At 53.4% G+C, this 26,574-nt stretch carries 22 protein-coding genes; 9 read left to right on the top strand and 13 right to left on the bottom strand.

Annotated elements, in window-relative coordinates:
• Nucleotides 1-2 precede the first annotated feature (2 nt).
• The 7 genes from HRU73_RS07715 to HRU73_RS07685 form a co-directional block, all read right to left on the bottom strand.
• Nucleotides 3-1,112: an ABC transporter substrate-binding protein gene (locus HRU73_RS07715; protein ID WP_276818110.1), complete on the bottom strand. Its 1,110-nt coding sequence runs from the start codon at nt 1,110-1,112 to the stop codon at nt 3-5.
• Between the two features lie 2 nt (nt 1,113-1,114).
• On the bottom strand, nt 1,115-1,891 hold the full coding sequence (locus tag HRU73_RS07710; protein ID WP_281870425.1) for an ABC transporter permease: 777 nt from the start codon (nt 1,889-1,891) through the stop codon (nt 1,115-1,117).
• A gap of 9 nt (nt 1,892-1,900) precedes the next feature.
• Nucleotides 1,901-2,809, bottom strand: coding sequence for an ABC transporter permease (locus HRU73_RS07705; RefSeq protein WP_276818112.1), 909 nt, complete (start codon nt 2,807-2,809; stop codon nt 1,901-1,903).
• Nucleotides 2,810-2,811: 2 nt separating this feature from the next.
• Complete coding sequence (locus HRU73_RS07700; RefSeq protein ID WP_011112408.1) at nt 2,812-3,897, bottom strand: ABC transporter ATP-binding protein; 1,086 nt, start codon at nt 3,895-3,897, stop codon at nt 2,812-2,814.
• Between the two features lie 115 nt (nt 3,898-4,012).
• Nucleotides 4,013-5,527: a ubiquinone biosynthesis regulatory protein kinase UbiB gene (ubiB, locus tag HRU73_RS07695; RefSeq protein WP_011112407.1), complete on the bottom strand. Its 1,515-nt coding sequence runs from the start codon at nt 5,525-5,527 to the stop codon at nt 4,013-4,015.
• 89 nt (nt 5,528-5,616) lie between these two features.
• Nucleotides 5,617-6,249: a ubiquinone biosynthesis accessory factor UbiJ gene (locus tag HRU73_RS07690; RefSeq protein WP_287398323.1), complete on the bottom strand. Its 633-nt coding sequence runs from the start codon at nt 6,247-6,249 to the stop codon at nt 5,617-5,619.
• Nucleotides 6,250-6,337: 88 nt separating this feature from the next.
• The gene (locus HRU73_RS07685; RefSeq protein WP_276679458.1) at nt 6,338-6,772 is read right to left on the bottom strand and encodes a hypothetical protein; all 435 of its coding nucleotides are present in this window, start codon (nt 6,770-6,772) and stop codon (nt 6,338-6,340) included.
• A gap of 312 nt (nt 6,773-7,084) precedes the next feature.
• Here HRU73_RS07685 and cheA point away from each other — a divergent pair, with 312 nt between their 5' ends.
• From cheA to HRU73_RS07645, 8 genes are all read left to right on the top strand, one after another.
• The gene (gene cheA, locus HRU73_RS07680) at nt 7,085-9,292 is read left to right on the top strand and encodes a chemotaxis protein CheA (RefSeq protein ID WP_287398321.1); all 2,208 of its coding nucleotides are present in this window, start codon (nt 7,085-7,087) and stop codon (nt 9,290-9,292) included.
• A gap of 74 nt (nt 9,293-9,366) precedes the next feature.
• Complete coding sequence (locus tag HRU73_RS07675; protein WP_011112403.1) at nt 9,367-9,876, top strand: chemotaxis protein CheW; 510 nt, start codon at nt 9,367-9,369, stop codon at nt 9,874-9,876.
• Between the two features lie 73 nt (nt 9,877-9,949).
• Nucleotides 9,950-12,208: a methyl-accepting chemotaxis protein gene (locus tag HRU73_RS07670; protein WP_287398320.1), complete on the top strand. Its 2,259-nt coding sequence runs from the start codon at nt 9,950-9,952 to the stop codon at nt 12,206-12,208.
• A gap of 222 nt (nt 12,209-12,430) precedes the next feature.
• Nucleotides 12,431-14,761: a methyl-accepting chemotaxis protein gene (locus tag HRU73_RS07665; RefSeq protein ID WP_287398318.1), complete on the top strand. Its 2,331-nt coding sequence runs from the start codon at nt 12,431-12,433 to the stop codon at nt 14,759-14,761.
• Between the two features lie 15 nt (nt 14,762-14,776).
• Nucleotides 14,777-15,115: a hypothetical protein gene (locus tag HRU73_RS07660; RefSeq protein WP_041356808.1), complete on the top strand. Its 339-nt coding sequence runs from the start codon at nt 14,777-14,779 to the stop codon at nt 15,113-15,115.
• A complete protein-coding gene (locus tag HRU73_RS07655) occupies nt 15,112-15,960 on the top strand; it encodes a CheR family methyltransferase (protein WP_011112399.1) in 849 nt (282 codons plus the stop codon). The genes HRU73_RS07660 and HRU73_RS07655 overlap by 4 nt, the downstream gene beginning before the upstream one ends.
• Nucleotides 15,961-16,035: 75 nt before the next feature.
• The gene (gene cheD / locus HRU73_RS07650; RefSeq protein WP_011112398.1) at nt 16,036-16,641 is read left to right on the top strand and encodes a chemoreceptor glutamine deamidase CheD; all 606 of its coding nucleotides are present in this window, start codon (nt 16,036-16,038) and stop codon (nt 16,639-16,641) included.
• A gap of 10 nt (nt 16,642-16,651) precedes the next feature.
• Entirely contained in the window at nt 16,652-17,728 is a 1,077-nt protein-coding gene (locus HRU73_RS07645) for a protein-glutamate methylesterase/protein-glutamine glutaminase (protein ID WP_011112397.1), read from the top strand.
• Nucleotides 17,729-18,023: 295 nt separating this feature from the next.
• On the opposite strand, the gene HRU73_RS07640 is transcribed toward HRU73_RS07645, so the two are convergent.
• The 5 genes from HRU73_RS07640 to argH all read right to left on the bottom strand — a co-directional run bounded on the left by HRU73_RS07640 (nt 18,024) and on the right by argH (nt 24,375).
• Complete coding sequence (locus HRU73_RS07640; RefSeq protein ID WP_287398317.1) at nt 18,024-18,848, bottom strand: HDOD domain-containing protein; 825 nt, start codon at nt 18,846-18,848, stop codon at nt 18,024-18,026.
• A gap of 209 nt (nt 18,849-19,057) precedes the next feature.
• Complete coding sequence (locus HRU73_RS07635) at nt 19,058-20,239, bottom strand: class I SAM-dependent RNA methyltransferase (RefSeq protein ID WP_287398316.1); 1,182 nt, start codon at nt 20,237-20,239, stop codon at nt 19,058-19,060.
• Between the two features lie 64 nt (nt 20,240-20,303).
• Nucleotides 20,304-21,779, bottom strand: coding sequence for a dynamin family protein (locus HRU73_RS07630; RefSeq protein ID WP_011112394.1), 1,476 nt, complete (start codon nt 21,777-21,779; stop codon nt 20,304-20,306).
• Nucleotides 21,780-22,064: 285 nt separating this feature from the next.
• Complete coding sequence (locus HRU73_RS07625) at nt 22,065-22,970, bottom strand: fructosamine kinase family protein (protein ID WP_287400046.1); 906 nt, start codon at nt 22,968-22,970, stop codon at nt 22,065-22,067.
• Nucleotides 22,971-22,989: 19 nt separating this feature from the next.
• A complete protein-coding gene (argH, locus tag HRU73_RS07620) occupies nt 22,990-24,375 on the bottom strand; it encodes an argininosuccinate lyase (RefSeq protein WP_287398315.1) in 1,386 nt (461 codons plus the stop codon).
• A 184-nt stretch (nt 24,376-24,559) separates the two neighbouring features.
• Here argH and HRU73_RS07615 point away from each other — a divergent pair, with 184 nt between their 5' ends.
• A complete protein-coding gene (locus HRU73_RS07615; protein WP_011112391.1) occupies nt 24,560-25,222 on the top strand; it encodes a hypothetical protein in 663 nt (220 codons plus the stop codon).
• 47 nt (nt 25,223-25,269) lie between these two features.
• Here HRU73_RS07615 and murA read toward each other — a convergent pair whose 3' ends face one another.
• Nucleotides 25,270-26,523, bottom strand: a complete 1,254-nt coding sequence (murA, locus tag HRU73_RS07610; RefSeq protein ID WP_287398314.1) for a UDP-N-acetylglucosamine 1-carboxyvinyltransferase — start codon at nt 26,521-26,523, stop codon at nt 25,270-25,272.
• Between the last annotated feature and the right edge of the window lie 51 nt (nt 26,524-26,574).

The following is a 26,574-nucleotide window of genomic DNA, read 5'->3' as shown; positions in this document are numbered from 1 at the left end:
CTTTACCTCAGTTTGATTTCTGTCCATATCCGGCTGAGCAGCCGGCGTTGTGTGTGGTTGATATCTTCCAGCATTTCCAGCCGGGCAAATTGTGCTGCATCCGGGAAAATGGCCGGGTTGGCAATGATTTCGGGATGGATATGGGGTCTGGCATCCAGATTGGGGTTGCCGGAGCCGGTCAGGTTGGTCAGCTCGGCGGAATTGTCACCTTCCAGCATGAAATTGATGAAGCGGTGTGCCAGATCGGGACGGTGTCCGCTGCGGTGGAGCACCATGCTGTCGAGCGATAATACTGCGCCTTCCTTCGGAATGACGAAATCGATACTGAACTGGCGCCCTGTTTTTTTTGCATCCTGTGCAGCCTGGAACATATCGTTCGAATAGCCGTGAGCAACCCACAGATTGCCAACTGCCAGTTCACGGATATAGCTGGTGTTGTTGAAAGCGGCCCAGTAGGGTTTTGCGCGGATGATCAGTGCCTTGGCCTGCTGCCAGTGGGCCTCATCGGTATCGTTGGCGGAGTAGCCCAGATATTTGAGTGCAGCGGCCAGCAGTTCGCGCTGGCTGTCGAGCACTGTCACGCGTCCCCTGATTTTTTTCAGATATTCCGGCTCGAAGATGATTGCCCAGCTATCGGTAGGTAACCCCAGCCCGATAATTTTTTCACGATTGAATCCCAGCAGGGTGATGGTGTTGGCATACGGGACGGAATAGCGGTTGTCCGGATCAAATTTGGTTTTCAGGTAGCCGGGATCGATATTTTTCAGATTGGAAATCTTTGATTTATCCAGCTCCCTCAGCGCGCCCTGCCGGATCAGTGTATCCATGGCATCACCCGTCGGAACGAGCAGATCATAACCGGTTGCGCCGGCCGCCAGTTTGGCGAGCAATTCCTCATTATCGGAATAATAGTCCTGTGTGACCCGGCACTGGCACATCTGTTCGAAGCGTTCGACTGTTTTCTGGCTGATGTAGTTATTCCAGTTGAACAGCCGCAGAACGTTATCCTGCTGATTGGATGGATTATCTCCGGATCCGCTCCCGGAAGTACATCCAGCAAGTATGCTGATCAGCAGACAGACGAAATACGATCGAATGATGCCCGCTTTCACTGTTATTCTCCGCGCAGCGCGCCGGCATCGAGCCGGTTGGCGAGAATGATCAGGGCAAGCGTCAGCAGCATCAGCAGCGTGGAAATCGCATTGACTTCGGGCGTCACTGAAATTTTGATCATGGTGTAGATCTGGATTGGCAGAATCGGCTCACCAACGCCCTTGGTAAAGAAGGTGATGACGAAATCGTCGATCGACAGCGTAAACGACATCAGTGCACCGGCGGCTACGGCAGGCATGATCAGCGGCAGAGTGATCAGCCTGAAGGTCTGCCAGGGAGTTGCGCCCAGATCGCGCGCTGCTTCGAAAATGCTGTCATCCATACCCTGCAGGCGGGCGCGCACGATGATGGCGACAAAGCCGATACAGAAGGTCGTGTGGGCAATGATGATTGAAACCATGCCCAGTGTCAGGTTCAGCACCTGCAGGAAAAACAGCAGCAGCGAAACGCCCAGCAGGATTTCCGGCATGGCGATGGGTGTAAAGGCGAGTATCGGCAGTACCTTGAGCCGGTAGCGGTGAATTGCCAGTCCGGCCATGGTTCCCAGTACAGTGGCGAGCAGGCTTGCGGTTACTGCAATGATCAGCGAATTGCGGGCAGCCAGCAGCATTTCGCCATTGCTGAACAATTTGTAGTACCAGTCCAGCGTAAAGCCCACCCATTCCGCATTCAGGCGGGAATCGTTGAACGAATACACCACGACGACAATCAGCGGAATATAAAGAAATGCATAAACCGGGATGGCTGCAAGCCACAGTGTCAGATTATTACGTTTCATGTCAGTGAATTAATTGCTGGAAGCAGTGCGGGAACGGGCGAACCAGGTGGCTAGTCCTGCCACGCTCAGCACCGCCAGCGTGAGCATGATGGACAGGGTAGAGCCAAACGGCCAGTCGCGCGTACCGAGGAACTGATCCTTGATCAGGTTGCCGATCAGGATATCGCCGGTGCCACCCAGGATATCCGGTATGGCAAACATGCCGAGTACCGGGATGAATACCAGTGCCGAACCGGAAAACACACCCGGCAGGGATTGTGGCCAGGTCACCCGCCAGAATCGCTGCCAACGGTTCGCACCGAGATCCTGGGCTGCATCGAGCAATACCGGATCATGTTTTTCCAGATTGGTGTAGAGCGGCAGGATCATGAACGGCAGATGCACATACACCGTGCCTACCAGCACAGCAAAGGGAGAAAACAGCAGCATGACCGGTTCTAAACCCAGCACATCGAGTACGCTGTTGATCAGGTGGCTGAATGTCGATTCCGGCCCGAGAATGATCATCCAGGCATAGATGCGGATCAGAAAGTTGCTGGCAAATGGCAATACCACCAGCAGTACCATCAGATTGCGGTATTTTTTTGCACTCCGGGCGATCAGCATGGCGACCGGGTAAGCCATGACCAGGCAGATCAGGGTGGTGGCCGTTGCAACCGCGAATGATTTCAGGAAAATTTCCGCGTACAGGATATCGCTGAAAAAGAAACGGTAGGTTTCGAGTGTCAGACCGTACAAGCCGGAACCCTCTTCTGCGGGACCCGTTGCCGGCACCGATAGAGGTGCCAGCCCGCCAAATTCACCTGGGTAGCGGAAAGAGGTCACGATCATGAGCAGGCTGGGTGCCACAAAGAACAGCAGCAGGAACAGTGTCGGTGGCAGGCTTACCAGCCAGCGTGTCAGGCGAAGTCTGTTCATGTTCAGTTCATCAGAAATTGGGCGGCTTCCCGTGTCCAGCTGACGATGACCGGATCACCCACTTCAAAGAAACGCGCGCGTCCGGGTGAGGAGTTCGCCAGCAGGGCTTCCACGCGGATACCGCAATCCAGTTCGACGATATAGGTGGTGACATCGCCAACATAGAGAAAATCGAGCACTTTGCCGGTATGGGCATGGGGCAGTTCCGCATGCCTGGCCAGTGCATGTACGCTCACTTGTTCCGGGCGGATCGCCATCACGCCCTGATCTCCGGTTTTGATACCTTGTTTGAGTGGGAGTGTGGTGGTGCCGAGCTGGTCGATTTCCAGCGTCATGTCGTTGTCGGAAACCTGTGTTACCCGTGCTGCCATCAGATTGATCTTACCGATGAAGTCGGCAATGAAGCGATTGGCCGGGTGGCTGTAAATTACGGAAGGCTCACCGATCTGCTCGACTTGCCCCTGATTCATGACAGCAATCCGCTGCGAGAGTGCCAGCGCTTCATCCTGCGAATGAGTGACAAAAACGAAAGTGATGCCGACCTCTTTTTGCAGGCTGATCAGCTCCCGTTGCATATCTTCTCGCAGCTTTGCATCCAAGGCGCCGAGCGGCTCATCCATCAGCAGCAGGCGTGGCCGGTTGATCAACCCGCGGGCAAATGCCACCCGCTGCTTTTGTCCGCCGGACAGTTCATGCGGAAAACGGTGTGTGAATCTGGACAGTTGTACTTCTTCCAGTGCTTTTTCTACTCGTTTTTTGATTTCGGCAGGTGTCTTTCCCGACATCTTCAACGGGAAAGCAACATTGTCCGCTACTGTCATGTGCGGAAACAGGGCGTAACTCTGAAAGACCGTATGAATAGGACGTTTCTCGGGTGGAGTGTTGGCGATATCCTGTCCATCCAGCAATATCTGGCCGGAATCAGGTACATCGAACCCGGCAATCATGCGCAGGAGTGTCGTTTTTCCGCAGCCGGACGGACCCAGTAAGGTGAAGAGCTCGCCTGCCTCGATCGACAGATTGACGCAGTCTACTGCGGTGAAGTCGCCAAAACGCCGGGTAACGTCGCGCAACTCGAGTAACGCCATGACTTTATTCCAAAAAGCCGGATTTTAACAAATTTGATTCTGCCGGGTTGGGAAACTCTGAATGCCTTTATATGAATGACGGCGAAGACTGGGATTCGGAGTTTCTCAGCCTCGTTCAGAGGTATATCTGGGCAAGTAGTAGTCCTGCCAGTAACAGTGCAAGCAACATCAGCAATCTGCTTTGCCGTTTCTCCTGTGCGACCAGTTGGGCCAGTCTGTCTTCCAGATTCTGGGCGCGTTCCTGGCTCAGGTTGTAGTGCAGCAGGCGGGGAAACTGCGGCAGAATGACTGCCCAGTTGGTTGCTTCCTTCTGGAGATGGGTAACCAGCCCGCGCAGGCCGACCTGCTCAGCCATCCAGTTTTCCAGAAAGGGTTTGGCGGTTTTCCAGAGATCGAGATCCGGGTCCAGATCACGACCCAGTCCTTCGATATTGAGTAAGGTTTTCTGCAGCAGAACGAGCTGGGGCTGGATTTCCACGTTGAACTGGCGCGAAGCCTGAAACAGACGCAGCAGCACACGGCCAAAATAGATTTCTTTCAGCGGCCGGTCGAAAATCGGTTCACAGACGGCACGAATAGCAGATTCGAAGTCATCCACGCGCGTATTTCTCGGTGCCCAACCTGCTTCGATATGTGTTTGTGCTACGCGACGGTAATCGCGGCGGAAAAAAGCCAGGAAATTCTGCGCCAGGTAGTTTTTATCCTGATCACTCAGCGAACCCATAATACCGAAATCCACGGCGATGTAGCGCCCATCACTGCCAACGAAGATATTGCCGGGGTGCATGTCGGCATGGAAATAGCCATCCCTGAACACCTGGGTGAAGAAGATCTCCACTCCCATGCGGGCAAGTTGAGGAATATCGATTCCCTGTGTGCGCAACGAGGCGACATGGCTGATGGGAGTGCCAACGACGCGTTCCATTACCATGACTTCCGTGTGGCAGTAATCCCAGTACACTTCCGGTACCAGCAGTAGAGGAGAATCCAGAAAATTACGCCGTAACTGGCTGCAGTTGGCTGCTTCCCGGATCAGGTCGAGCTCATCTCCCAGATGCCGTGCGAATTCTGCCACCACCTCACGCAGTTTCAGCCGTTTACCATCCGGCCAGATGGATTCGAGCAACCAGGCGCCGGTTTCCATCAGTGCCACATCATGTGCGATGACCGGCGCGATGGTCGGTCGCAGGATCTTGACAGCAGCGCGTGTGCCGTCATGCAGTACCGCATAGTGCACCTGGGCAACCGATGCACTGGCGACCGGTTTGATATCGAATTCGAGAAAAACCTCATGAACCGGTCTACCGTAAACGGTTTCCAGAATTTGGACTGCCTGCTCCGAAGGGAAGGGGGGTACCCGATCCTGCAGCAGTGCCAGTTCCTCGGCAAAATCCTGGGCAAGTAAATCCCGGCGAGTGGACAGCATCTGTCCAAACTTGATGAAAATAGGCCCCAGTGTTTCCAGCGCCAGACGCAACCTGACCGCGCGCGGCAGCTGGAGCCGTGAGCGGAATGGCAGCAAAGCCGAGAATACCTTGAGTATGCGCAGGCGAACTTGAGTGAACAGGATTTCATCCAGACCGAAACGAAAAGCGATCAGGATGATTTTGAGTAGGCGGAAGAAACGCATGAGGCAGTTGACCGGTCAGTGAAATTACCGGCAAACGAGGCCGGTGTCAGTGTGGCACGCAGCACAGCACTGCGTCATACGATTCTCGGTCATCGGCCAGTCCGGGGCAGATTGCCCGCAATCGAAGAAAACGATGGAACGAGTGCGGTAATCCGCTTCTCGAGTCGTAAAATCCGCCGCTGCAGTGATTCAACCTCGGAAGCAAGCTGATGGAACCGATTTCTGCTCGCGGTTACCGGCTGCTCCTCGCTCAGGAATTCACCCAGTGCTCGCGACAGATTGCGGATGCTTCCCAGATGCCAGCGTACCAGCTCCTGTCCGGTCAAGGTTGCCCGCCGGGCAAGCACATCTCCCATGACCGAGCTCAGATTTTCTTCGATTCCCGCCTGAAAGATCTTGCCCATGTAAAGCAGAGTATCTGCCAGTTCCGGATCACCGCAGATGATGATTTTATCGAACGCGGCCATCTCGCCGGAAGCAATGCGGGGGATGAGCTCGGCCGCTATGTCGAGAATGACCGCAGCTTGCGTATCTTTGGCGGCTGTCGTGAAATGGCCGTCCTGCGTAATCGTGACAGACAGGCTGGCCAGAGGGTCGATACGGAAACATACGGTTTCATTCGCATGAGCCTGTAACCGCTGTTTCACCTGGCTTGATTTATTGGCCAGACGATTCAGACAGCCAGCCAGGGGGTAAGTCAATAGTGAAGACTGAGTGATCATTACAGAAACGGATTGTCAACATGGCCTGCTATCAGTGCAGGGCGGGTATGCCTGCCGCCGGATGGTTGAGAGTACATCCGGTGGCAGATCAGCTGGTCAGATTATAGCGCGATTTGGCGGGTGGACAGGCGGTTGCATCATTGCCGCTCAACCGGTTGACGATGACTTCAGACAGGGTGAGCTGCTCCTGCAGCGCGATTTCGGAAAGAATTTTCCACGCGCGATGGGTCACGCTGATGGTTTTATGCGGCTCAGCAGCGTATCGCAATCTTGTTTCCTGCCGGTCTTTGGCTATACAGATAGCCTGTTTGATTTCTGCCCATTGGCTTTCATTCAGCCACTTCTGGCACCATGCATTGAAACTGGCCGGGTCGGTCCTGGCCTGCAGATATTCCTGCCCGGCGATCACCCGCTGAGATTCGGTTTCATTGAGCCACGCGTGGTTTTGATTCAGCTGATTATCGATGAAGCTGATGGCTGCATTTCTGTCCTGTTGCCGGATGACGTAAGTGTGGTTTGTCATTTTTATTTTTGCTCAACTTGTTGCTCGAATTTCCGAAATATAAATAACGTCTTACGAGTGAGGATATTACAAGGGAACGTACCTTGGTCGCAACGTGAATTCCTGTCGTTCAGACGCCTGCCTGATTTCTTTTTTCGCCGTTATGTGCTGCCATTTTTCCGGTTTTCAGAGCGGGGAGGGTGGAAATGGCTGTCATTGCGTATTGTACCCGGCTTTGGAATCAGCAGAAATGAAGCCGGTTTATCAATCTGTTTGAAATTACATACTTGTTTTGCTGCAGTAATCTGTTGCAAATTTAAGACAGGAGCCCTTATGAGCACTGACCTCGAGCAATTTTACGAGATATTTTTTGAGGAAGCAGGTGAATTGCTGGCAGAAATGGAAACACGCCTGCTGAGGCTGGATATTCTGTCGCCTGATCCGGAAGATCTGAATGCGATATTTCGTGTGGCCCATTCCATCAAAGGTGGAGCGGGAACCTTCGGTTTTACCGATATGGCAGAACTCACCCACGTGCTGGAATCCCTGCTGGACAGATTGCGCAGGAATGAGCTCGAACTGCGCGCTGAAATGGTGGATGCTTTCCTGCATGCCCGGGACGTGCTGAAACACCAGCTCGACGGTCACAAGGGCAACGGTTCAGCCGATCCGGCGGAAGTGGAAGCAGTCAATCGCAAACTGAAAGAGCTGGAGAGGGATACCGGCAGCAGTCATACGCTGTCTGAATGTCTGCCTGAAACCATCGAATCTGCACCGGTGGAAGAATCTGCCAGCGCTGTCGGTGCTGCTGTACCGGTCGCTGTTGTGGAACTGTCCGCGGCAGTAGCTCAACCGGTTTCCGTTCCGGAAAATGCAGCCACCTACCGGATCGAATTTGATTGCACGAACCTTGCCCGGCCGGTCATGGAAAAACTGCTGGCCGATCTCTCACGGCAGGGGCAACTGAAAAACCTGACCGAGCCGGGCAATGAAACGGTCTGTACATTGCAGCTTTCCACGCAGATCAGTGAGGAAGATGTATGGGAATCACTGGCATTTCTGGTGGATCCGACCAGTTTGTCTATCGAGATCGCTGGAAAAATTGCGGACGATTCGCCATTGGCTGCAGTGGTTCCCGAGCCGGTGATCGAATGTGAACAGAAACACCCTCCTGTCATCGATCAGACAGCTGCAACAGTTGTTGAGGTGCAGGAGGAGAAAGAAGAAACCATAACACCCGTCCTGTCCAATTCTGCCAGTCCTGTCAGTCTCGTGAGTTCCGGTGCGAAGCAACCCGCAGGAGCAACTGCCGGCGCACCGCGCTCGAAACCATCGGCAGAGCAATCCACAGTAAACAGCGAATCTTCTTCCATTCGTGTCAGTGTCGAGAAAGTGGATCAGATGATCAATCTGGTGGGTGAGCTGGTCATTACCCAGGCCATGCTGGCGCAAACTGCCAGCCAGATCGATCCGGTCATTTTCGAAAAACTGCTCAACGGCCTGAATCAGCTCGAACGTAATACGCGCGATCTGCAGGAAGCCGTCATGTCGATCCGTATGATGCCGATCAGTTTCGTCTTCAGCCGATTCCCGCGTGTAGTGAGGGATGTTGCTTCCAAACTCGGCAAGCAGGTCGATCTTAAAACCGTAGGTGAAGGTACCGAACTGGATAAAGGGTTGATTGAAAAAATTACCGATCCGCTGACCCATCTCATCCGCAACAGTCTCGATCACGGTATCGAAACACCGGAAAAAAGAAGGGAGCTGGGTAAACCGGCGCGCGGCACGATTACCCTGCGTGCTTCTCACCAGGGGGGAAGTGTCATCATCGAGGTGGCGGATGACGGCGGCGGACTGAACCGGGAGAAAATCCTGGCCAAGGCACAAAGCCGTAGCCTGCCTGTCAACGAAAACATGACCGATCAGGAAGTGTGGATGCTGATTTTCGAAGCCGGCTTCTCCACCGCCGATGTCGTGACGGATGTCTCCGGCCGTGGTGTGGGCATGGATGTGGTCAAACGCAATATCGAAGGGCTTGGTGGACGGGTGGAGATCGATTCGATTACCGGACAGGGCACCCGGATCTCGATCCGTCTGCCGCTGACGCTCGCCATATTGGATGGATTGTCGGTTGCCGTGGGTGACCAGATGTTCATCATTCCGCTGACCTATATTACCGAATCACTCAAACCTGCTGCAGAGGATATCCGCACCATACAAGGTCAGGGGCGTGTGGTACAGGTGCGCGGAGAATACTTGCCGGTGATTGCCCTGCATGAAATTTTCAATCTGGAACCGGCCGTCAAAAACATCCACGAGGGCATTCTGGTGATTCTCGATGCCGAAGGCAGCAAGGTCGCCATGTTTGTCGATACGCTGATCGGCCAGCACCAGGTGGTGATCAAGAGTCTGGAAAGCAACTATCGCCGCGTAGCGGGAGTTTCGGGTGCCACTATCATGGGCGATGGCAGTGTTGCTCTGATCCTCGACGCTGTGGGACTGGTCAATGTCACAAAACAGAGAATGATCCATGCAGCGTAATAAATTGATCAAATTTCTGTGGGGAAGGCCGTTAAAACTGCTACCCGATTGTGCACATTACTGAGGAGCAAACCATGTTGTTGACACAAGCCGCAGCCGCCGGTGAATCGCTTAACCCGGTTGGAAATCTTGCCAGCAGTGAATTCCTGATTTTTCGCCTGGGGAAAGAGGAATACGGTATCGAGATACTCAAAGTCCAGGAAATACGCGGATACGACGCCATCACCCGTATTGCCAACGCCCCCGAATTCATCAAAGGGGTCATCAATCTGCGCGGTGTCATCGTCCCGATCGTCGATATGCGTATCAAATTCAATCTGGGTGAGGCCCTCTACGATCAGTTCACCGTGGTCATCATTCTGAATCTGTCCGGGCGTGTCATCGGCATCGTGGTGGATGGTGTATCCGATGTGATCAATCTGGATACCGAACATTTGCGCCCCGCCCCGGAGTTTGGCGGGGTGATCGATACCGAATACATCATCGGACTTGGCACCATGGAAGAACGCATGCTGATTCTGGTGGATATCGAGAAGCTCATGAGCAGTTCGGAAATGGGTCTGCTGGAACAGACAGGCAAATAGTTGTAGAAATCAGTGGCTGTGACGGGTGCACAGTATTTATTTTGGGAAACAAGTTACTTTATCGGGAGCAGAAATGTTGCAGAACATGACGATCAAATCACGGCTGATTTTTATAGTCGGCCTGCTGTCTTTGGCACTGATCAGTGTGGGATCCGTCGGGTTGTACGGCCTGTATCAATCCAAGACAAAGCTGGAAACGATTTATCAGGATAGGGTGGTGGTGCTTGGTCATTTCTCGCAAATACTGGACAGCCTGCTGCAAGTGCGCATGTATGCGTTACTGGTAACCAATTTGCGCGATACCGGCGTTGCCAGGCAGCGTGCCGCGCAGGTAGTCGACGAGGATGCCAAAATTAACGAATTGTGGCGAAAATTCACCCAGACCTACATGACCCCGGAAGAACAGTCACTGGCCGGACGTTTTACTGAACAATGGAAGGTTTACCAGGCAGCGCGCAACCAGACGCTCAATCATGCGATCAATGGCAATTTCGATGCAGCGGTAGAAGTTACCCTGCAGGACGCTGGCCCCAAATATGAGGCAGTACATGGCTCATTGATGCAACTGATCGGTCTGCAGGAAAGCGTGACGGCACAGGAATATGAACAGTTACAGGCAATGACTTCTATTATTTTTGCCACCACGATTACCCTGACCGTGCTGGGAATTCTGCTGGCGGGCGGGGTGGGATTCGTGCTGATCCGTGGCGTCAGCCGTTCGATCAATCAGGCGATGGAGGTAGCGGATGGTATTGCCAACGGCCGGCTGGATCAACGCATCGAAGTGACTGGCCGTGATGAAATTTCCAGGTTGCTGCAGTCGATGACGAAGATGATGGAAGTGCTGAACGGTTTCATGTCTGCCCAGCAAAAAATGAGTCAGCAGCATGACGCCGGGGCGATCAGTTACCGTATTCCGGCAAACCAGTTTCCCGGCAGTTACGGTGAAATCGCCAATTCTGTCAATGAACTGGTGGCATCCCATATCGCCGTCAAACAGCGCGTGGTAGAAGTCGTTACACGCTATGCACAGGGCGATTTGTCAGTGGATATGGATCGATTGCCCGGTGAGAAGGCAAAAATTACTGAGGCGATGGATAAGGTCAAGGCCTGCTTGCAGGCGATCAACGGGGAAATCAAACATCTGGTGGAAGGCGCTACGGCGGGTGATTTTTCTCGCCGTGGCCATGCTGATAAATATCAGCACGAATTCCATGCCATGGTGAGCAGCCTCAATCAGTTGATGCAAACCTGCGAAACCAGCCTGGAGGATGTCATTCGCATCATGGATGCGCTGGCGGAGGGTGATCTGACGCAGAAGATCACACGAGAGTACCAGGGAATGTTTGCCACCATGAAGGATGATGCCAATATCACCGTGGGACAGCTTGCCAGTATCGTCAGACAGATCAAGGATGCAACCGGACTGATTTCCACCGCATCGAAAGAGATTGCCGACGGTAATTCGGATCTTTCACAACGCACGGAAGAGCAGGCGGCCAATCTGGAAGAAACTGCTGCCAGCATGGAAGAGCTGACTTCGACGGTGAAACAGAATGCGGACAATGCCCGTCAGGCCAACCAGCTGGCGGCTTCGGCTTCCGATGTGGCCGTGAAAGGCGGCGAGGTCGTCAGTCAGGTGGTACAGACCATGAGCGCGATCAACGACAGTTCCAAGAAGATCGTCGACATCATCAGTGTGATCGACGGCATTGCCTTCCAGACCAATATTCTGGCACTGAATGCGGCGGTGGAAGCGGCGCGTGCCGGTGAACAGGGACGCGGGTTTGCCGTGGTGGCAACCGAAGTACGCACGCTGGCACAACGCTCTGCGGCAGCGGCGCGGGAAATCAAGGAACTGATCAGCAATTCGGTGCACAAGGTGGAAGATGGCACCCAGCTGGTGGATCAGGCTGGCAGGACGATGGAAGAAGTGGTGCTGTCAGTCAAGCGTGTGACCGACATCATGGGCGAGATTTCGGCTGCTTCCCATGAGCAGAGCTTGGGGATCGAACAGGTCAATCAGGCCATTTCACAAATGGACGAGATCACGCAACAAAATGCGGCGCTGGTGGAAGAAGCGGCTGCGGCTTCCGAATCGATGCGCGAACAGGCGGATCAACTATCCCGTGCGGTGGCAGCATTCAAGCTGGAGCACGGAATGGCTGCAGCTCATACGGACAACCAGCCATTCGTCGAGCGGCGCGGCCCCAACCGGGCAACCAACGTCGAACGCCTGCCGCAACAAGTAAAAGGCCACAGGAAAACTGCTTCCCCGGGTGCATCCTCCTCCGTTCCAACCGGTACGGATGGTGACTGGGAAGAGTTCTGAAACAGAATAAAACATTCGTCACTACAAAATAATTTGAGCATGAAGCAGTCCGGTAGCAGCAGCACTGGATTGCCACGTGACTACATGACTTGCAAAGACAAAATTTTGAATTGTACAGCCTGCAATATTTTTTATATGAAGGAGGAGAACGCCAATCAATCCGGCTGATGCCGATAAAACAGTATTTCTGTCAATAACGTAACTTACCAAGAAAGCGAGATCATGCGAGTCAATATGCCGGTTACCAATGTGGAACGGGAAATGCGGGATGGAGAGTTTCTCGTTTCCATGACGACACCCAAGGGGGTCATTACTTATATCAATGAACCCTTCATCCGAATGAGTGGCTTTACAGAGCAGGAATTGGTCGGACAGGCGCATAACATCATCCGCCATCCGGATATGCCGCCGGAAGCCTTTGCAGATTTCTGGAATACGCTCAAACGGGGCAGGCCGTGGAGCGGTATGGTCAAAAATCGTTCCAAGGATGGCAGCTGTTACTGGGTATATGCCAATGTGACACCCATCAGGGAACATGGCAAGGTGACCGGACACATGTCTGTGCGCAGCAAGCCATCGCGTGATCAGATTCAGGCAGCCGAGACACTCTATCGCCAGATGCGTGAGGGTATGGCAAAGGTGCGAATCGTTGCCGGAGAGGTAGTGGCAGATAACTGGCTGGGGTCATTGCGCGAGAAATTCCGCCATCTCAGCCTGAAAACACGGATCACCGGGTTTGGTGCGGTACCTTTGCTGGTCATGGCGGGTTCTGCCTGGCTGATGATGCAGGGCCAGCTGAATCTGGCGTTTGCCGGGATGGGGTTGAGTGTCTGTCTGGCAGTTGGAATGGGCGTGCTGCTGTATCGCTGTATCCGCCAGCCGATGGATACCATGATTCATCATCTGGACAAAATGGCGCAGGGTGATTACACCAGCCAGATCCTCCTCGATCGTAATGATGAAATCGGACGGCTGACCGAAGCACTAAAATCCATGCAGATTCGTGCGGGGATCGATTTCACCGAAACCAAGCGGATGAACATCGAGAATCTGCGGGTACGTAATGCGCTGGATATCGCAACTTCTGCGGTCATGATTGCTGATAACACCGGAACGATCATTTTCATGAACCGGATGGTGCAGGAAATTCTGGTCAATGAAGCCAATGAAGTGGATGTATGCGAATCATTGCAAAGTCGATTGAGAGATCTGGCCGGGCAGCAACAGATCGATAACGTCAGAATCGGAGAGCGGACGTATTCACTGCTGTTGATGCCGGTTACCAGCGAATCGGGTGAACGGGCAGGTGCTGTGGTTGAATGGCGTGACCGTACTCAGGAGCTGACAGTCGAAAAGGAAGTCATGGAAATCGTTCAGGCGGGTGTGGCGGGTGACTTCAGCAAGCGTTTGGTGTTGGCTGGTAAGGAAGGTTTTTTTCGGCAACTGGCAGAAGGAATCAATCGGCTGATGGAGAGCACTTCACAAGGGTTAGATGAGATGGCTACCATGCTGGAGGCTCTGGCACAGGGTAACCTGACCATGCACATTACCCATGACTATCAAGGTATGTTGGGCAAGTTGAAAGATGATTCGAATTCGACCGTGGATCAACTTGCCAGCATTGTCAGACAGATCAAGGATGCAGCCGGACTGATCACCACAGCTTCGAAAGAGATTGCCGATGGGAATACCGATCTTTCACAACGTACCGAACAGCAGGCAGCCAACCTGGAGAAGACCGCTGCCAGCATGGAGGAACTGACTTCGACGGTAAAACAGAACGCGGACAATGCTCGCCAGGCCAACCAGCTGGCGGCTTCGGCTTCCGATGTGGCCGTGAAAGGCGGTGAGGTCGTCAGTCAGGTGGTACAGACCATGAGCGCGATCAACGACAGCTCGAAGAAGATTGTCGACATCATCAGCGTGATCGACGGCATTGCCTTCCAGACCAATATTCTGGCACTGAATGCGGCGGTGGAAGCAGCGCGTGCCGGTGAACAGGGACGCGGGTTTGCCGTAGTGGCGACTGAAGTACGCACCCTGGCACAACGTTCTGCGGCAGCGGCGCGGGAAATCAAGGGACTGATCAGCAATTCGGTGCACAAGGTGGAAGACGGCACCCAGCTGGTGGATCAGGCTGGCAGGACGATGGAAGAAGTGGTGCTGTCAGTCAAGCGTGTGACCGACATCATGGGCGAGATTTCGGCTGCTTCCCATGAGCAGAGCTTGGGGATCGAACAGGTCAATCAGGCCATTTCACAAATGGATGAGATCACGCAACAGAATGCGGCGCTGGTGGAAGAGGCGGCAGCTGCATCCGAATCCATGCGCGAACAGGCAGAACAACTGTCGCGTGCAGTAGCGGCGTTCAAGCTGGAGCATGGAATGGCTGCAGCTCATACGGACAACCCGCCATCCGTCGAACGGCGCAGCCCTAACCGGGCAACCAACGTCGAGCGCTTGCCACAAACCCGAAACCGGAAGAAAGCAGCTACCAGAAGCTCTGTTGCATCGGTTTCCGCCGGCACCGAAGGGGGATGGGAAGAATTTTGAAACCGGATCTTGTTGATGACACCGATCGATGAAAATATTCGTCTTGGCTCAATCCTGGCCGTTTTTGCGAGTGCCATCGGCGTGAAGCAATCCGGTAGCGGCGGTAATAGAGACATTGAATCGTTATTCACCACGCTTTATTTGCGGCTAAACGGCACTTGCGGTCTTGCGAAGACAAAATTCGGGGCTGATGACGGGAGGAAAGACATGCAATACACGATGACGGAATCCGGGGTCGTACAACCTGAAGTGGCAGAGGTGCGCGAAGTAAGGTGGGGGGGGGATTCCCTGCCTGTCATCATTACGGTGATGACAGGTAGCAGGTTCTGTTCACCTGACGGTCATCTGCCATGAATGCACGTGCTTCGGGTGAACACAATACACGTGAGTACGCGTTTTCCTCACATGACTTCGAATGTGTGAAAAAGCTGATTTATGCGCGCGCCGGCATCGCACTGGCCGAGAATCGTCAGGAGATGGTGTATACCCGTCTTTCGAAACGTCTGCGCGCAACCGGGACGAACAATTTCAACGACTATTTGCAGCGCCTGGAAAGAGATAGCGAGGATGTAGAGTGGGAGTCATTCACCAATGCGCTGACCACCAATCTGACATCGTTCTTCCGGGAAGCTCACCATTTTCCAATGCTGGCCGAGCATGTGAAGAAACGTCAGCCTGGCCACACGGTGAAACTCTGGTGCAGCGCGGCTTCTACCGGGGAAGAACCTTATTCGATGGCCATGACCATGGTGGAAACCTTTAATTCAATGAAACCCCCTGTCCGTATCCTTGCCACCGACATTGATACCGAAGTGCTGGCAGCAGCGCGTGAGGGCGTTTATCCCCTCGACAGGCTGGAATCCATGTCCTCTGAGAGAATCAGAAGATTTTTTCTCAAAGGGAAAAGCAGTACCTCAGGCTATGCCCGGGTGCGACAGGAATTGCGTGACTTGGTTACATTCAGGCCATTTAATCTGCTGGATCCCAAGTGGCCGATGCGCGGACCTCTTGATGCGATTTTCTGCCGTAATGTCATGATTTATTTTGATAAGCCGACGCAGTATCGGATTTTGCAGAAATTTGTACCGTTGCTTGATCGTGACGGACTGCTGTTCATGGGCCACTCGGAAGTGTTCCAGCATGCTTCCGACCTGATCAGGCTCATTGATCGCACTGTTTATAAGCCAGTTAAGAAATAGGCAGCAGAATCAGGGCTATGCCAATCTCTGTACCAAAAACAGATTTGATAAATTATCGGGTAGCTCTGCCTTGCTATGGTTAATCCTCAGTTTGCTTCAAATTTCTATTTCGATCAGCGCCTGAATACGGAAGCGGTCAAACTGCTGCCGGGAGAATATTTTGTGACCACTCGGAATATGGTGCTGAGTACAGTACTGGGTTCCTGCGTTTCAGCCTGTATTTATGACGGTCAGAGCGGCGTGGGCGGAATGAATCATTTTATGCTGCCTAGAGGCGAAGATGACCAGGGACTTCAGGTGGAATGCGCGCGTTTCGGTGGCTATGCAATGGATATCCTGATTCGCGAGCTGCTCAGAAACGGGGCACACAAGGAGAATCTGGTTTCCAAGGTATTTGGAGGGGGTAATGTGCAGCGTGCCATGGTGTCATCAATGATCGGTTCGCAGAATACCCGGTTTGTCAAAAAATATCTGGCGGAACGGGGGATTCCAATTCTGGCGGCAGATCTGGAAGGTAATCATCCACGCAAGATCCATTTTTTCCCCAAAAACGGCCGAGTGTTGCAGAAGAAATTATATGTATCGCGTAACGATACCATTGTCGAGCGCGAGCAGAATTACAGCCGGTTACTGCTGTCTGTAGCGCAGTCTGCAATACAGCCAGGTACGCGTGAAAATTGAGGAGGAGCTCATGAAAAAGATCAGTGTACTTATCATTGATGATTCAGCCCTGATTCGCAAATTACTGACCGAGATCATCAATGCCCGGCCGGATATGGAGGTGATTGGTGCGGCCCCGGATCCGATAGTGGCGCGTGAAATGATCCGGACATTGAATCCGGATGTACTGACGCTGGATGTGGAAATGCCAAAGATGGATGGCCTGGAATTTCTGGAGAAACTGATGCGATTGCGGCCCATGCCGGTGGTGATGGTATCGACACTGACTGAGCGGGGATCAGAAGTAACCTTTCGGGCGCTGGAACTGGGGGCCGTTGATTTTGTTGCCAAACCAAAGATGGATATCCGCAATAGCCTCGAAGCCTACACAGATGAAATTACAGGAAAAATTCGTACTGCCAGCACGGCACGTATCCATCGTCTGGAACCCGTTGCCAGCAATGGTGCTGCAAGTGGAAGTATTGTACAGATGCCGCGGCATCACGGTATTTCTACCGAAAAGCTGATCATCATTGGGGCATCTACTGGCGGTACCGAGGCCATCAAAGATGTGCTGATTCATTTGCCGCCGGATTGTCCGGGTATACTGATTACTCAGCATATGCCGGAAGGGTTTACCCGTTCCTTTGCCGAGCGGCTCGACCGGTTATGCAAAATCCGGGTCAAGGAGGCCGAAGGAGGCGAGCGGGTGCTGCCGGGTCATGCATATCTCGCACCGGGTCATTCCCATCTCCTGCTGAAGAAAAGCGGTGCTAACTATGTGACCGAATTGAGTCAAACAGATCCGGTCAACCGCCACCGCCCATCAGTGGATGTACTGTTTCAGTCTGCGGCCCATTGCGCCGGGAAAAATGCTGTCGGCGTGATTCTGACGGGGATGGGCAAGGATGGTGCCGCGGGAATGCTCGATATGCATCATGCAGGTGCCTATAATCTGGCGCAGGATGAAACCAGTTGCGTGGTGTTTGGTATGCCCAAAGAAGCTATTACCCTTGGCGCTGTCGATGAAATCGTCCCGTTGCAGGATATGGCCAGACGAATATTGGCGAGACTGGTCGGCGCAGGTAAACAGGCTGTCCGTGTATGAGATTGCCCTGTTATCACCTGCTTTCTGCCCATTTCCAAGATAGTTCTTATTTCATCAAGGAGCGGTGCGGGGTAAGGAATTACCTCGTGAGGTCGTGATACTCTCTCTTTAACCGCAAATGGAGTGTGGCAAGTAGCGGTGATCTGGTACCTTCGTAATTGATGGGTTGGATTGTTTCATACCTGTCGGCATTTACAAAGAGACTGAAAATCAGGATCCGGATTTTTCAGCGTATCAACTTTACCAGAATGAAGTACCGTGTTCCCAATCTTGGAGATGGTATCCTTCAGTGGCGTCAGTAGCGGGCGTGCACCAATGTCCTGGCATCATTCGGCGTGATGCGCAGCAGTTCACCGATTTCAGCATAATCATCCGGCAGGGCAGCATCATCCCAGCCATGGGCGCTATGTCGTGCAAGGTTGACCGCCAGTACGACATTACGAACTCGTGGATGGGCGATATGCTTTTTGTCCATCAGCATGATCAGCAGTTCTGGCAGTGCCCAGGCTTCTATCAGCGTAGCTTGCAGATCGTATACCGTGAAGCCCAATATCGTTTTTTGAACGGTGGCGCTGCGCAGTGTGCTGTCCTGTCGTTGCAGGGCATCGATTTCGAGCATTTTGTCAGGAACGAAGCAGCGCAGCAGCATTTCAGTGATGTCGTGCAACAGTGCGGCGATACGAATTTCCTCGAAATGAGTGTCGTACAGGCGTATGGCCCATTCAAGTGCATAGTTGGAGGCAATATGCGCACGGTGTATCCGTTGCAGCAGGTTGACCAGTGCAGCGGGGCGCTGTTGCAGTAAATGTTGCACGAGAGGTTCAGCGACAACCTGATCGAGTGCGTTTTCCACACCCAGCATGATCAGTGCCTGTTCGACCTGCACGATTTCCTGCTGCTGCCGCTTATGCTTGTGTTGTTGCAGATGGCGCAACAGCTTTACGGTCATGAGCGGGTCATGCCTGATGATGCGAGCGACGTTACGTGCACTGGGATTGGGCTCCTGTTCTCTCAATGCTGCCAGATCGTTGGCAGTTTTACGCAATACGGGAATTTCCACTTCACTGAGAAATTGAGCCCATTCAGTCAGTTTGCGAAAATTTTCCGGCTGTATCGTCATCTTTTGTATCCGTCCTGATTGATTGGGGGTTCTGATCTGCTCCAGAGCCGATGCTCCGGAGGGGTATTGAAGTTTCTTCGGCAAACGGATGGAATAGTTTAGGAAAGTCCTGAGGAATTGCTGTATCCAGCCATACTGAATTGGAATCAGGCATTGGGATGCTCGTTTACTGCAACTGAGCCTTCCCCGCCGGGTTCTACCTTGCCGCGCTATCGTTTGCTTCCTTTTGCAGTATGTTCCTGGTGTTTGTGAAACGTGGCCATGATTTCGATATGCGGAGTATGAGGAAACAGATCCACGAGCTGAATATCGCTGAAGCTCCATCCGTTTTTGCAGAATGTCCAGGCATCGCGTGCGAAGGTTACGGGATCGCAGGAGATGTAGCAGATGGTTTCAAGTGAAGTGAAGGTTTCGAAGAATCCGCGCAGGGTTTTCAGCCCGGAGCGGGGCGGGTCGAGCACCAGGATGCCAGCATCCTGCACATTCTTTTTGAGAATCTTCCAGATGAAGGGGTGGTAGAGGTCAGCCGTTCTGGCATCTACGCCGGGCAGATTTTTTTGCCGGAGAACGGTGATTGCCTGCGGATCAGCTTCATAAGCCAGTATCTCTGGGCATCCGGTTTGCGCGATTACTTCAGTGAAATTGCCTGAACCGCAGAATAATTCGACGATTTTGTGCGAGTGACCGTGCTGTTCGAGTGCGTATTTCAGCCACGATCTCATCCATTGATTCTGTGCATCATTGCCTTGTCGGAAAGGTTGTTTCCGGTTGAGCAGTACCGGTTCTGCCGGTGATTGATCGTCCAGATCGATGAAATTCCAGTCGTCGCCCGGTGCCGGATTCCATTCGCGGCTGGGCAGGTGCTTGCGCAGGGTTTGCAGATGTTGCCGGCAGGCAGGATTGAGAATCAGACAGTCTTCGATCGGGACGATATGATGCGATCCCTCGGCCACGAAGCCCAGTTTTTCACCATCTGTTTTGACCTGAAAACGGTTGCGATAGCCGAACAGATCCGGAGAAGGCTGTACCGCTCCGATGTTCAGATCAGCGGGATCGAAGCCAGCTCTGTGCATGGCGTAGAGAAACCGGTTTTTTTTCTGTTCCAGCTGGCTGTCGTAATCCGCAATCATCCACGGGCAGCCGGAGCAATCATTGCTGCTGAAACCGAGAAACCGGCATTCAGGTGTTTTACGATGACGGGAAGACTGAATGAGGCGAATCAGACGGGCATAACCGTATTTTCTGTTGTTCAGGGCGCGATCGGTTATTTCGAATTCCCCCCTATCTCCAGGCCAGGTGCCGGCAACGAAGTAAGAGAGCCCGTTCTCCGGGTGCCGTACGACTCCCAGCCCTTTCTGGGATAGATGGGTGATTTCGCCCTGGAATGACATGGTTGGCTGAAAAAAACAACCCTCTGCCACTGTTGCGGGCAGAGGGTGTCGGGTGATCGATCGCTCAGGCTTGTTCGGTGGCAGGTTGGTTCTGTTCCTGCTCCAGATGACCGGACGGATCGGTGAACTGGTCGTTCAGCATCTGGATGTAATCGTTGGCATCTTCCTTGACTTCAGCCAGGATGCGACGATTTGTACCATTCCAGCCAGCCGGTTTCTTCAGGAACATGGGGCGGTAACCGGCCGTGCTTTTACTGAAGGCGCGGCTGAATTGCTTGGCTGCATTGTGATCGTGTCCGAATTCCTGCGGGAGCTGTTTCAGAATGCTGCGGGCGACACTTTTACGCACGGCAAAGTGAATATAGCCGATGACTCCCAGCAGAAGCATGATGGTGATGATCGGCAATATGCCACCGGCAGAAATCCCGTCGATGCATTCCTTGAGCAGATGCCAGCTGTCCGTAACGGTCAGTGCTATTCCTGTCAATGCTGCCAGCAGGCCTACCAGTATGCCGTCGAGTGTGAGTACCTGGCTTCTCCACTGATCGAGTGCAGTTTCCAGTTTACCGATGACCTGGTTTTCGATGGTGTTGGCTGTTTGTTCGAGCATGGCGGCAATGCGGTACGAGCGTTCGATTTCGATTTGTTGCATGCGTGTGCTGATATCTGCCAGATCTTCCTCGCGTTTTTGTTCGAAACGTTCCCGGATTTGCGGATTTTCGATGGGGGTGGCTGCATCCTTGTCATAAATCCGGTAGAAACGCCCAGCCAGCAAGCCGGCCTGAGCCAGTGAACGTTGCCAGGCGGAGATGACTTCCTCGGGATTGTCTTCTTTTGCCGTCACATCGATCTGGTTGAGTATGTACAGAAACTTGTTGGCATCCGGGCGATTGATGGTGGCGGCGACCAGATATTCGAGCGTGTCTTTCATGGCACCGGGTTCCGGGTGGCGTGCATCGAAGAAGACGAGCACCAGGTCGGACAGATCGATGATGTGCTGAGTGAGGCGCAGGGTGGAAGTACGCTGGCTGTCTGCATCAAATCCCGGGGAATCGATCAGGATTTTGCCGCGAATCTGTTCCGACGGGCAGGTTTTGAGCTGAATGTAGGCATCGATGCGCTGTGGTCCGGCTTCTGCAATTTCGTCGATGCTATGGCTGATCTGATAGAACGGGAAGCGCGGATCGGCATCGAGTGCCACACCGGGGAGTGTTTTGATTTCATCGTGGCGGCTGTAACAGATCACGGTGAATTTATCGTCGACCGCCTGATTGCCGGTGCGCTGCAGCGTCATATTCAGATAGGAATTGATGAAAGTCGATTTGCCCGACGAGAAAGTGCCCAGCACTGCAATCATCGGCCACCAGGTGACATAGGTGGCGTATGACTCGTTCAGCTCCAGTAATCCGAGCGCCTGGGCGACACCATCCAGTTTTCTGAAGCTGTGGACGGCTTTGGTCAGGACCGGATTATCCGGATGTTCCTCTGCGAGATGTTTTTCCAGATTGGCAAGGTGCTTGAGGATATTGGTCGTGCTCATAGTTGATGATCCTTGTTTGGTTGATGAATATCTGCCGCAACCCGGGTATTGCAGCATGATCCACCGTTGGTAAATGGGGGTTGCCCGTCATTTGCGCTATGTTTTCTGGTTGTGCCTGAGGTTGCACATGGCTGGTGCAGTCCGGTGATGACGGGTTACTGGTGCTGAAAAGCGCTGGTAAAAGCGTTGGTTTGTGGCAAATATCTCCTTTCTCGTTACTTGGGTCATTTTATTGTGACTGTTGCTGCTTGACAATGAACGTGATTACACGGGTAGGTCTGCTCATCAATAAAGTTCGGCCAGTAATTTTTTCATGGTGGTTTCCGCCTGGCTCAGATACTGCGGCCCGAACAGATTGAGATGATTGAGGATGTGGTAAAGGTTATAGAGCTGCTTGCGGGTGGCATAGCCGGTTTCCACTGGCCAGGCATCGCGATAGGCAGCCTGGAAATCGGGCGGGAAGCCACCAAACAGTTCCGTCATCGCCAGATCTGCTTCCCTGTCGCCGTAATAAACGGCCGGGTCGAAAATGACGGGCTGCCCATCCTGATCGAAAGCGTAGTTGCCTCCCCACAGATCGCCATGCAGTAGTGACGGGAGTGGCAGGGTATCGGTAAAGAAATGTTGAAATTCGGACAGAAGACGTTCCCCCAGTGATTGCAGTGAACCGGTGTGGCCATTTTTGCGAGCGAGATTCAACTGATAACCCAGCCGGTGTTGTCGCCAGAACGAAATCCAGTCGCTGGCGGTGGCGTTTCTCTGGGGGGTCGAGCCGATCGTGTTGTCGCGTATCCAGCCGAATGTTTCCGCGGTGTGCCGGTGTATGTTTGCCAGCCCGATGCCTAGTGCAGCTGCATTTCCCCGGTTCTGAAGATCGATGAATTCCAGTACCAGCCAGGCATCATCGTGATGACTTCCGCAGCAAAGTGGTTGAGGGACACGCAGGCTGGCAGAATCGAGTATTTCTCCCAGTCCCGCTGCTTCGGCTTCGAACATGGCCAGATTTCCGATTTTGTTCAATTTGACGAAGTATTGCCGTTCGTGATCACGGATGCAGAAGGTCTGATTGATACAACCTCCACCGATCGGGGTGAGGCTTTCCGGGACAAATGTCTGTCCGGTGTGTCGTGAAATCTGTGCAGCCACGGTTGTCCACAAAGAGGAGGCGGTGTGCAGAAATTCCTGTTTCATCCCGCGTTCTGTCTCCAGCTTAGCCGGGTAACTGTGACCGGGCACGACAGATGGCTTCACGCACTTGTTCCGGGGCAGTGCCGCCAGGATGATTGCGACTTTGCAGGGAACCTTCCAGCGTCAATACCGCGAAGACATCCTGTTCGATGACTTCGGAAAATTGTCGCAAATCTGCAAGCGAGAGTTCACTCAGATCACATGCCTTGCTTTCTGCGAAACGGACTGCCTGGGCGACTGCTTCGTGCGCATCGCGAAACGGTATCCCTTTTTTGACCAGATAATCGGCCAGATCGGTGGCCGTTGCGTAACCGCGCAGTGCAGCCTGGCGCATGGCTTCCGGGTTGACGTGCAGCCCGGCCAGCATGTCGGCGTAAATGGTCAGGGTGTCCTTCAGGGTATCGACCGTATCGAACAGAGGCTCCTTGTCCTCCTGATTATCTTTGTTATAGGCCAGCGGCTGGGATTTCATCAAGGTCAGCAGCGCGACCAGATGGCCGTTGATGCGACCGGTTTTTCCGCGTACCAGTTCAGGCACATCAGGATTTTTCTTTTGTGGCATGATCGACGAGCCGGTGCAGAACCGATCTGCCAGCCGGATGAAACCGAAGGCCGGATTCATCCAGAGTATCAGCTCCTCTGACAGGCGGGAGAGGTGCATCATGATGAGTGCAGCGCAGGCACAGAACTCGATCGCGAAGTCACGGTCGGAAACGGCGTCCAGCGAGTTGTGGCAGATATCATCAAATCCCAGTTCATGCGCAACCATTGCCCGATCGACGGGATAGCTGGTGCCGGCCAGAGCGGCAGCGCCCAGCGGCAGTTGATTGACGCGCTTTCGGCAATCTTGCAGGCGCTGCCCGTCACGCTGCAGCATTTCATGGTAGGCAAGCAGATGATGTCCGAACGAAACAGGCTGAGCCACCTGTAAATGAGTGAATCCGGGCATGATCGTGGCGGCTTGCTGTTCTGCCAGATCCAGCAGTACATATTGCAGCGTGTGGATGAGATCGATAATTTCGTCGATCGCGGTGCGCAGGTAGAGTCGGATGTCGGTGGCCACCTGATCGTTGCGTGAGCGGGCAGTATGTAATTTCTTTCCAGCATCTCCGGTCAGCGCAGTCAAACGCCGTTCGATGTTCAGATGGACATCTTCCTGTTCGAGTTGCCATTCGAACTCACCCTTACTGATTTCTTCACGGATTTGTGCCAGCCCCTGTTCAATGGCGGCCAGATCAGCGGGCTGGATGATGCCGGTGGCAGCCAGCATACGGGCGTGTGCGAGCGAGCCCTGGATGTCATATTCGGCCAGTCGGTAGTCGAATCCGATCGATGCGGTATAGCGTTGTACGAGTTGCGCAACCGGTTCACTGAAACGTCCCGACCAGGTTTTTTTATCTTTTTCCACGGAAATGTCTGTCGTTTGTTGAAACCCTGTATTTTACCCGCAACCCGGAAAGAATCGACTGGCAGATTTTGCAACACGTATGCATAATAGGGGCTGGTTATTGGCAGCACTGCTTTCCCTGGAAAAGGGAATGGTGGATAATTAGCGCCTTTCATCGAGTCACTCATTAACGAAGGAGCAATTCATGTCGGATCAATACACGCAGAACGAGAGCGACCAGTCCAAAGACAAGGTCGAATGGACCAAGCCCGCTTCATTACTCAATATTCTGGGCAAGAAGTTTGCGCCAATTGCCGACCTGCAGCACAAACAGTTGCCTTCATGGTCATTACTGGTTTTTCTGGGCATATTGCTGCTGGTGTTCATCTGGAAGCAGATTGCTGTAAACCAGGCTGAGTCACGGCTGGAAAAAGGGCAGGCTCAGATCGCGCAGCAGCTTGAGGAAAAGAGTAAGGAGTTGGTCAAAAAAGCGCGTGAATATGCCGACAGCCAGTACAAAAAGGAAGAGGAACGCTTTGGTCAGGTGCTGGCTTGGGCAGTGCGTGGCGAGCTGATCCGTAACAATCTGGACCAGATCGACCAGTATCTGACCGAACTCGTCAAGACGAAAGATACCGAGCGCGTTGTATTGATCAGTGATGAAGGCAAGCTGCTGGTATCCACCGATAAAAGACTGGAGAGTGAAGAGGCTTCGAGTCTTTATCCTAAAGATGTTCTTGGTCTGCAGACCATCACTATCAAATCCGACGTGGATAACAGGAAATTGCTGGTCGTGCCGGTCATGGGCCTGAACAAACGTCTGGCTACCATCGTGATCAGCTACAACCCGCCATCACTGCTGAACTGATTCGACGACGAACTGCCAGTTTCAGACCCCCGTAATACGGGGGTTTTTTAATTTATGCGTTTGATTTGTGCACCTGCCTGTGCCAGTTTTCGTTCGATTCGTTCGTAACCCCGATCCAGGTGATAGATCCGGTCGACGATAGTTTCTCCCTGCGCAACCAGCCCGGCGATGATCAGGCAGGCGGAGGCACGCAAATCAGTTGCCATCACACTGGCGCCATCGAGTTGGGGAATGCCATGCACGATCGCAGTATTACCTTCGACCTGAATATCCGCATTCAGACGTTTGAGCTCCTGTACATGCATGAAGCGGTTTTCGAAAATCGTTTCCGTCATGACAGAGGTCCCGTCAGCAATGCTGTTCAGCGCCATGAACTGCGCCTGCATATCGGTGGGAAAAGCCGGATAGGGTGCGGTACGCAGACTGACCGGCTGTGGCCGGTGCTGCATGCGCAGGCGGATCCAGTCTTCACCCGTATCGATGGCCGCACCAGTCTCGATCAGTTTACCGAGTACGACATCGAGTGTATCTGCGCGTGTCCGGGTCAGGGTGATGTCACCCCCGCAGGCAGCGACAGCAGTCAGGAATGTGCCGGTCTCGATGCGATCAGGCATGACAGTATGTGAACAGCCATGCAGGTGATCCACCCCTTCGATGACGATGATGTCACTGCCTGCCCCTTCGATTTTTGCTCCCATACTGATGAGGCAGTCTGCCAGATCGACTACTTCAGGTTCACGCGCGGCATTTTCCAGGATGGTGGTACCGGAGGCGAGCGTGGCGGCCATCATCAGATTCTCGGTGCCGGTGACGGTAACGAGATCCATGACGATACGCGTACCCGAAAGGCGTCCGGCCTGGGCACGGATGTAGCCCTGTTCGATACTGATGTCCGCTCCCATGGCCTGCAGTCCTTTGATATGCTGATCTACCGGACGCATGCCGATTGCGCAGCCGCCCGGCAGTGAAATATATGCCTGCCCGGTTCGTGCCAGCAGCGGACCCAGTACGAGGATGGCGGCACGCATGGTTTTGACCATGTCGTAAGAAGCGGTCGGATTGGTAATGCTGGCAGCAGACAGTTCTGTTGTATCCGGGTCATTTGTTAAAATGCGCACACCGATCTGTTCGAGCAGTGCCAGCATGGTGGTGATATCCCGCAGATGCGGGAGGTTCTGGATGGTAAATGTATCGGCAGTCAGCAGCGATGCGCACAATACCGGCAGGGCTGCGTTTTTGGCACCGGAAATACTGATTTCACCCTGGAGCTTAGCTCCTCCGTGAATGACGAGTTTCTGCATGAATTTATACTTTATCGAGAATTGAGACGCTGCCTGCCTGTGCGGGCGCCA

It is taken from the genome of Nitrosomonas sp. H1_AOB3 (assembly GCF_015709435.1).
Taxonomy (GTDB): domain Bacteria; phylum Pseudomonadota; class Gammaproteobacteria; order Burkholderiales; family Nitrosomonadaceae; genus Nitrosomonas; species Nitrosomonas europaea.
The sequence above is the reverse complement of the archived record's forward strand: the minus strand, read 5'-3'. Positions and strand labels throughout refer to the sequence as shown.

Bases quoted from the DNA above. Each gene is read 5' to 3' on its own strand.
- HRU73_RS07710 (WP_281870425.1), bottom strand. From the start codon at position 1,891: ATGAAACGTAATAATCTGACACTGTGGCTTGCAGCCATCCCGGTTTAT.
- HRU73_RS07705 (WP_276818112.1), bottom strand. From the start codon at position 2,809: ATGAACAGACTTCGCCTGACACGCTGGCTGGTAAGCCTGCCACCGACA.
- HRU73_RS07700 (WP_011112408.1), bottom strand. From the start codon at position 3,897: ATGGCGTTACTCGAGTTGCGCGACGTTACCCGGCGTTTTGGCGACTTC.
- ubiB (WP_011112407.1), bottom strand. From the start codon at position 5,527: ATGCGTTTCTTCCGCCTACTCAAAATCATCCTGATCGCTTTTCGTTTC.
- HRU73_RS07690 (WP_287398323.1), bottom strand. From the start codon at position 6,249: ATGATCACTCAGTCTTCACTATTGACTTACCCCCTGGCTGGCTGTCTG.
- HRU73_RS07685 (WP_276679458.1), bottom strand. From the start codon at position 6,772: ATGACAAACCACACTTACGTCATCCGGCAACAGGACAGAAATGCAGCC.
- cheA (WP_287398321.1), top strand. From the start codon at position 7,085: ATGAGCACTGACCTCGAGCAATTTTACGAGATATTTTTTGAGGAAGCA.
- HRU73_RS07675 (WP_011112403.1), top strand. From the start codon at position 9,367: ATGTTGTTGACACAAGCCGCAGCCGCCGGTGAATCGCTTAACCCGGTT.
- HRU73_RS07670 (WP_287398320.1), top strand. From the start codon at position 9,950: ATGTTGCAGAACATGACGATCAAATCACGGCTGATTTTTATAGTCGGC.
- HRU73_RS07665 (WP_287398318.1), top strand. From the start codon at position 12,431: ATGCGAGTCAATATGCCGGTTACCAATGTGGAACGGGAAATGCGGGAT.
- HRU73_RS07660 (WP_041356808.1), top strand. From the start codon at position 14,777: ATGACACCGATCGATGAAAATATTCGTCTTGGCTCAATCCTGGCCGTT.
- HRU73_RS07655 (WP_011112399.1), top strand. From the start codon at position 15,112: ATGAATGCACGTGCTTCGGGTGAACACAATACACGTGAGTACGCGTTT.
- cheD (WP_011112398.1), top strand. From the start codon at position 16,036: ATGGTTAATCCTCAGTTTGCTTCAAATTTCTATTTCGATCAGCGCCTG.
- HRU73_RS07645 (WP_011112397.1), top strand. From the start codon at position 16,652: ATGAAAAAGATCAGTGTACTTATCATTGATGATTCAGCCCTGATTCGC.
- HRU73_RS07640 (WP_287398317.1), bottom strand. From the start codon at position 18,848: ATGACGATACAGCCGGAAAATTTTCGCAAACTGACTGAATGGGCTCAA.
- HRU73_RS07635 (WP_287398316.1), bottom strand. From the start codon at position 20,239: ATGTCATTCCAGGGCGAAATCACCCATCTATCCCAGAAAGGGCTGGGA.
- HRU73_RS07630 (WP_011112394.1), bottom strand. From the start codon at position 21,779: ATGAGCACGACCAATATCCTCAAGCACCTTGCCAATCTGGAAAAACAT.
- HRU73_RS07625 (WP_287400046.1), bottom strand. From the start codon at position 22,970: ATGAAACAGGAATTTCTGCACACCGCCTCCTCTTTGTGGACAACCGTG.
- HRU73_RS07615 (WP_011112391.1), top strand. From the start codon at position 24,560: ATGTCGGATCAATACACGCAGAACGAGAGCGACCAGTCCAAAGACAAG.
- murA (WP_287398314.1), bottom strand. From the start codon at position 26,523: ATGCAGAAACTCGTCATTCACGGAGGAGCTAAGCTCCAGGGTGAAATC.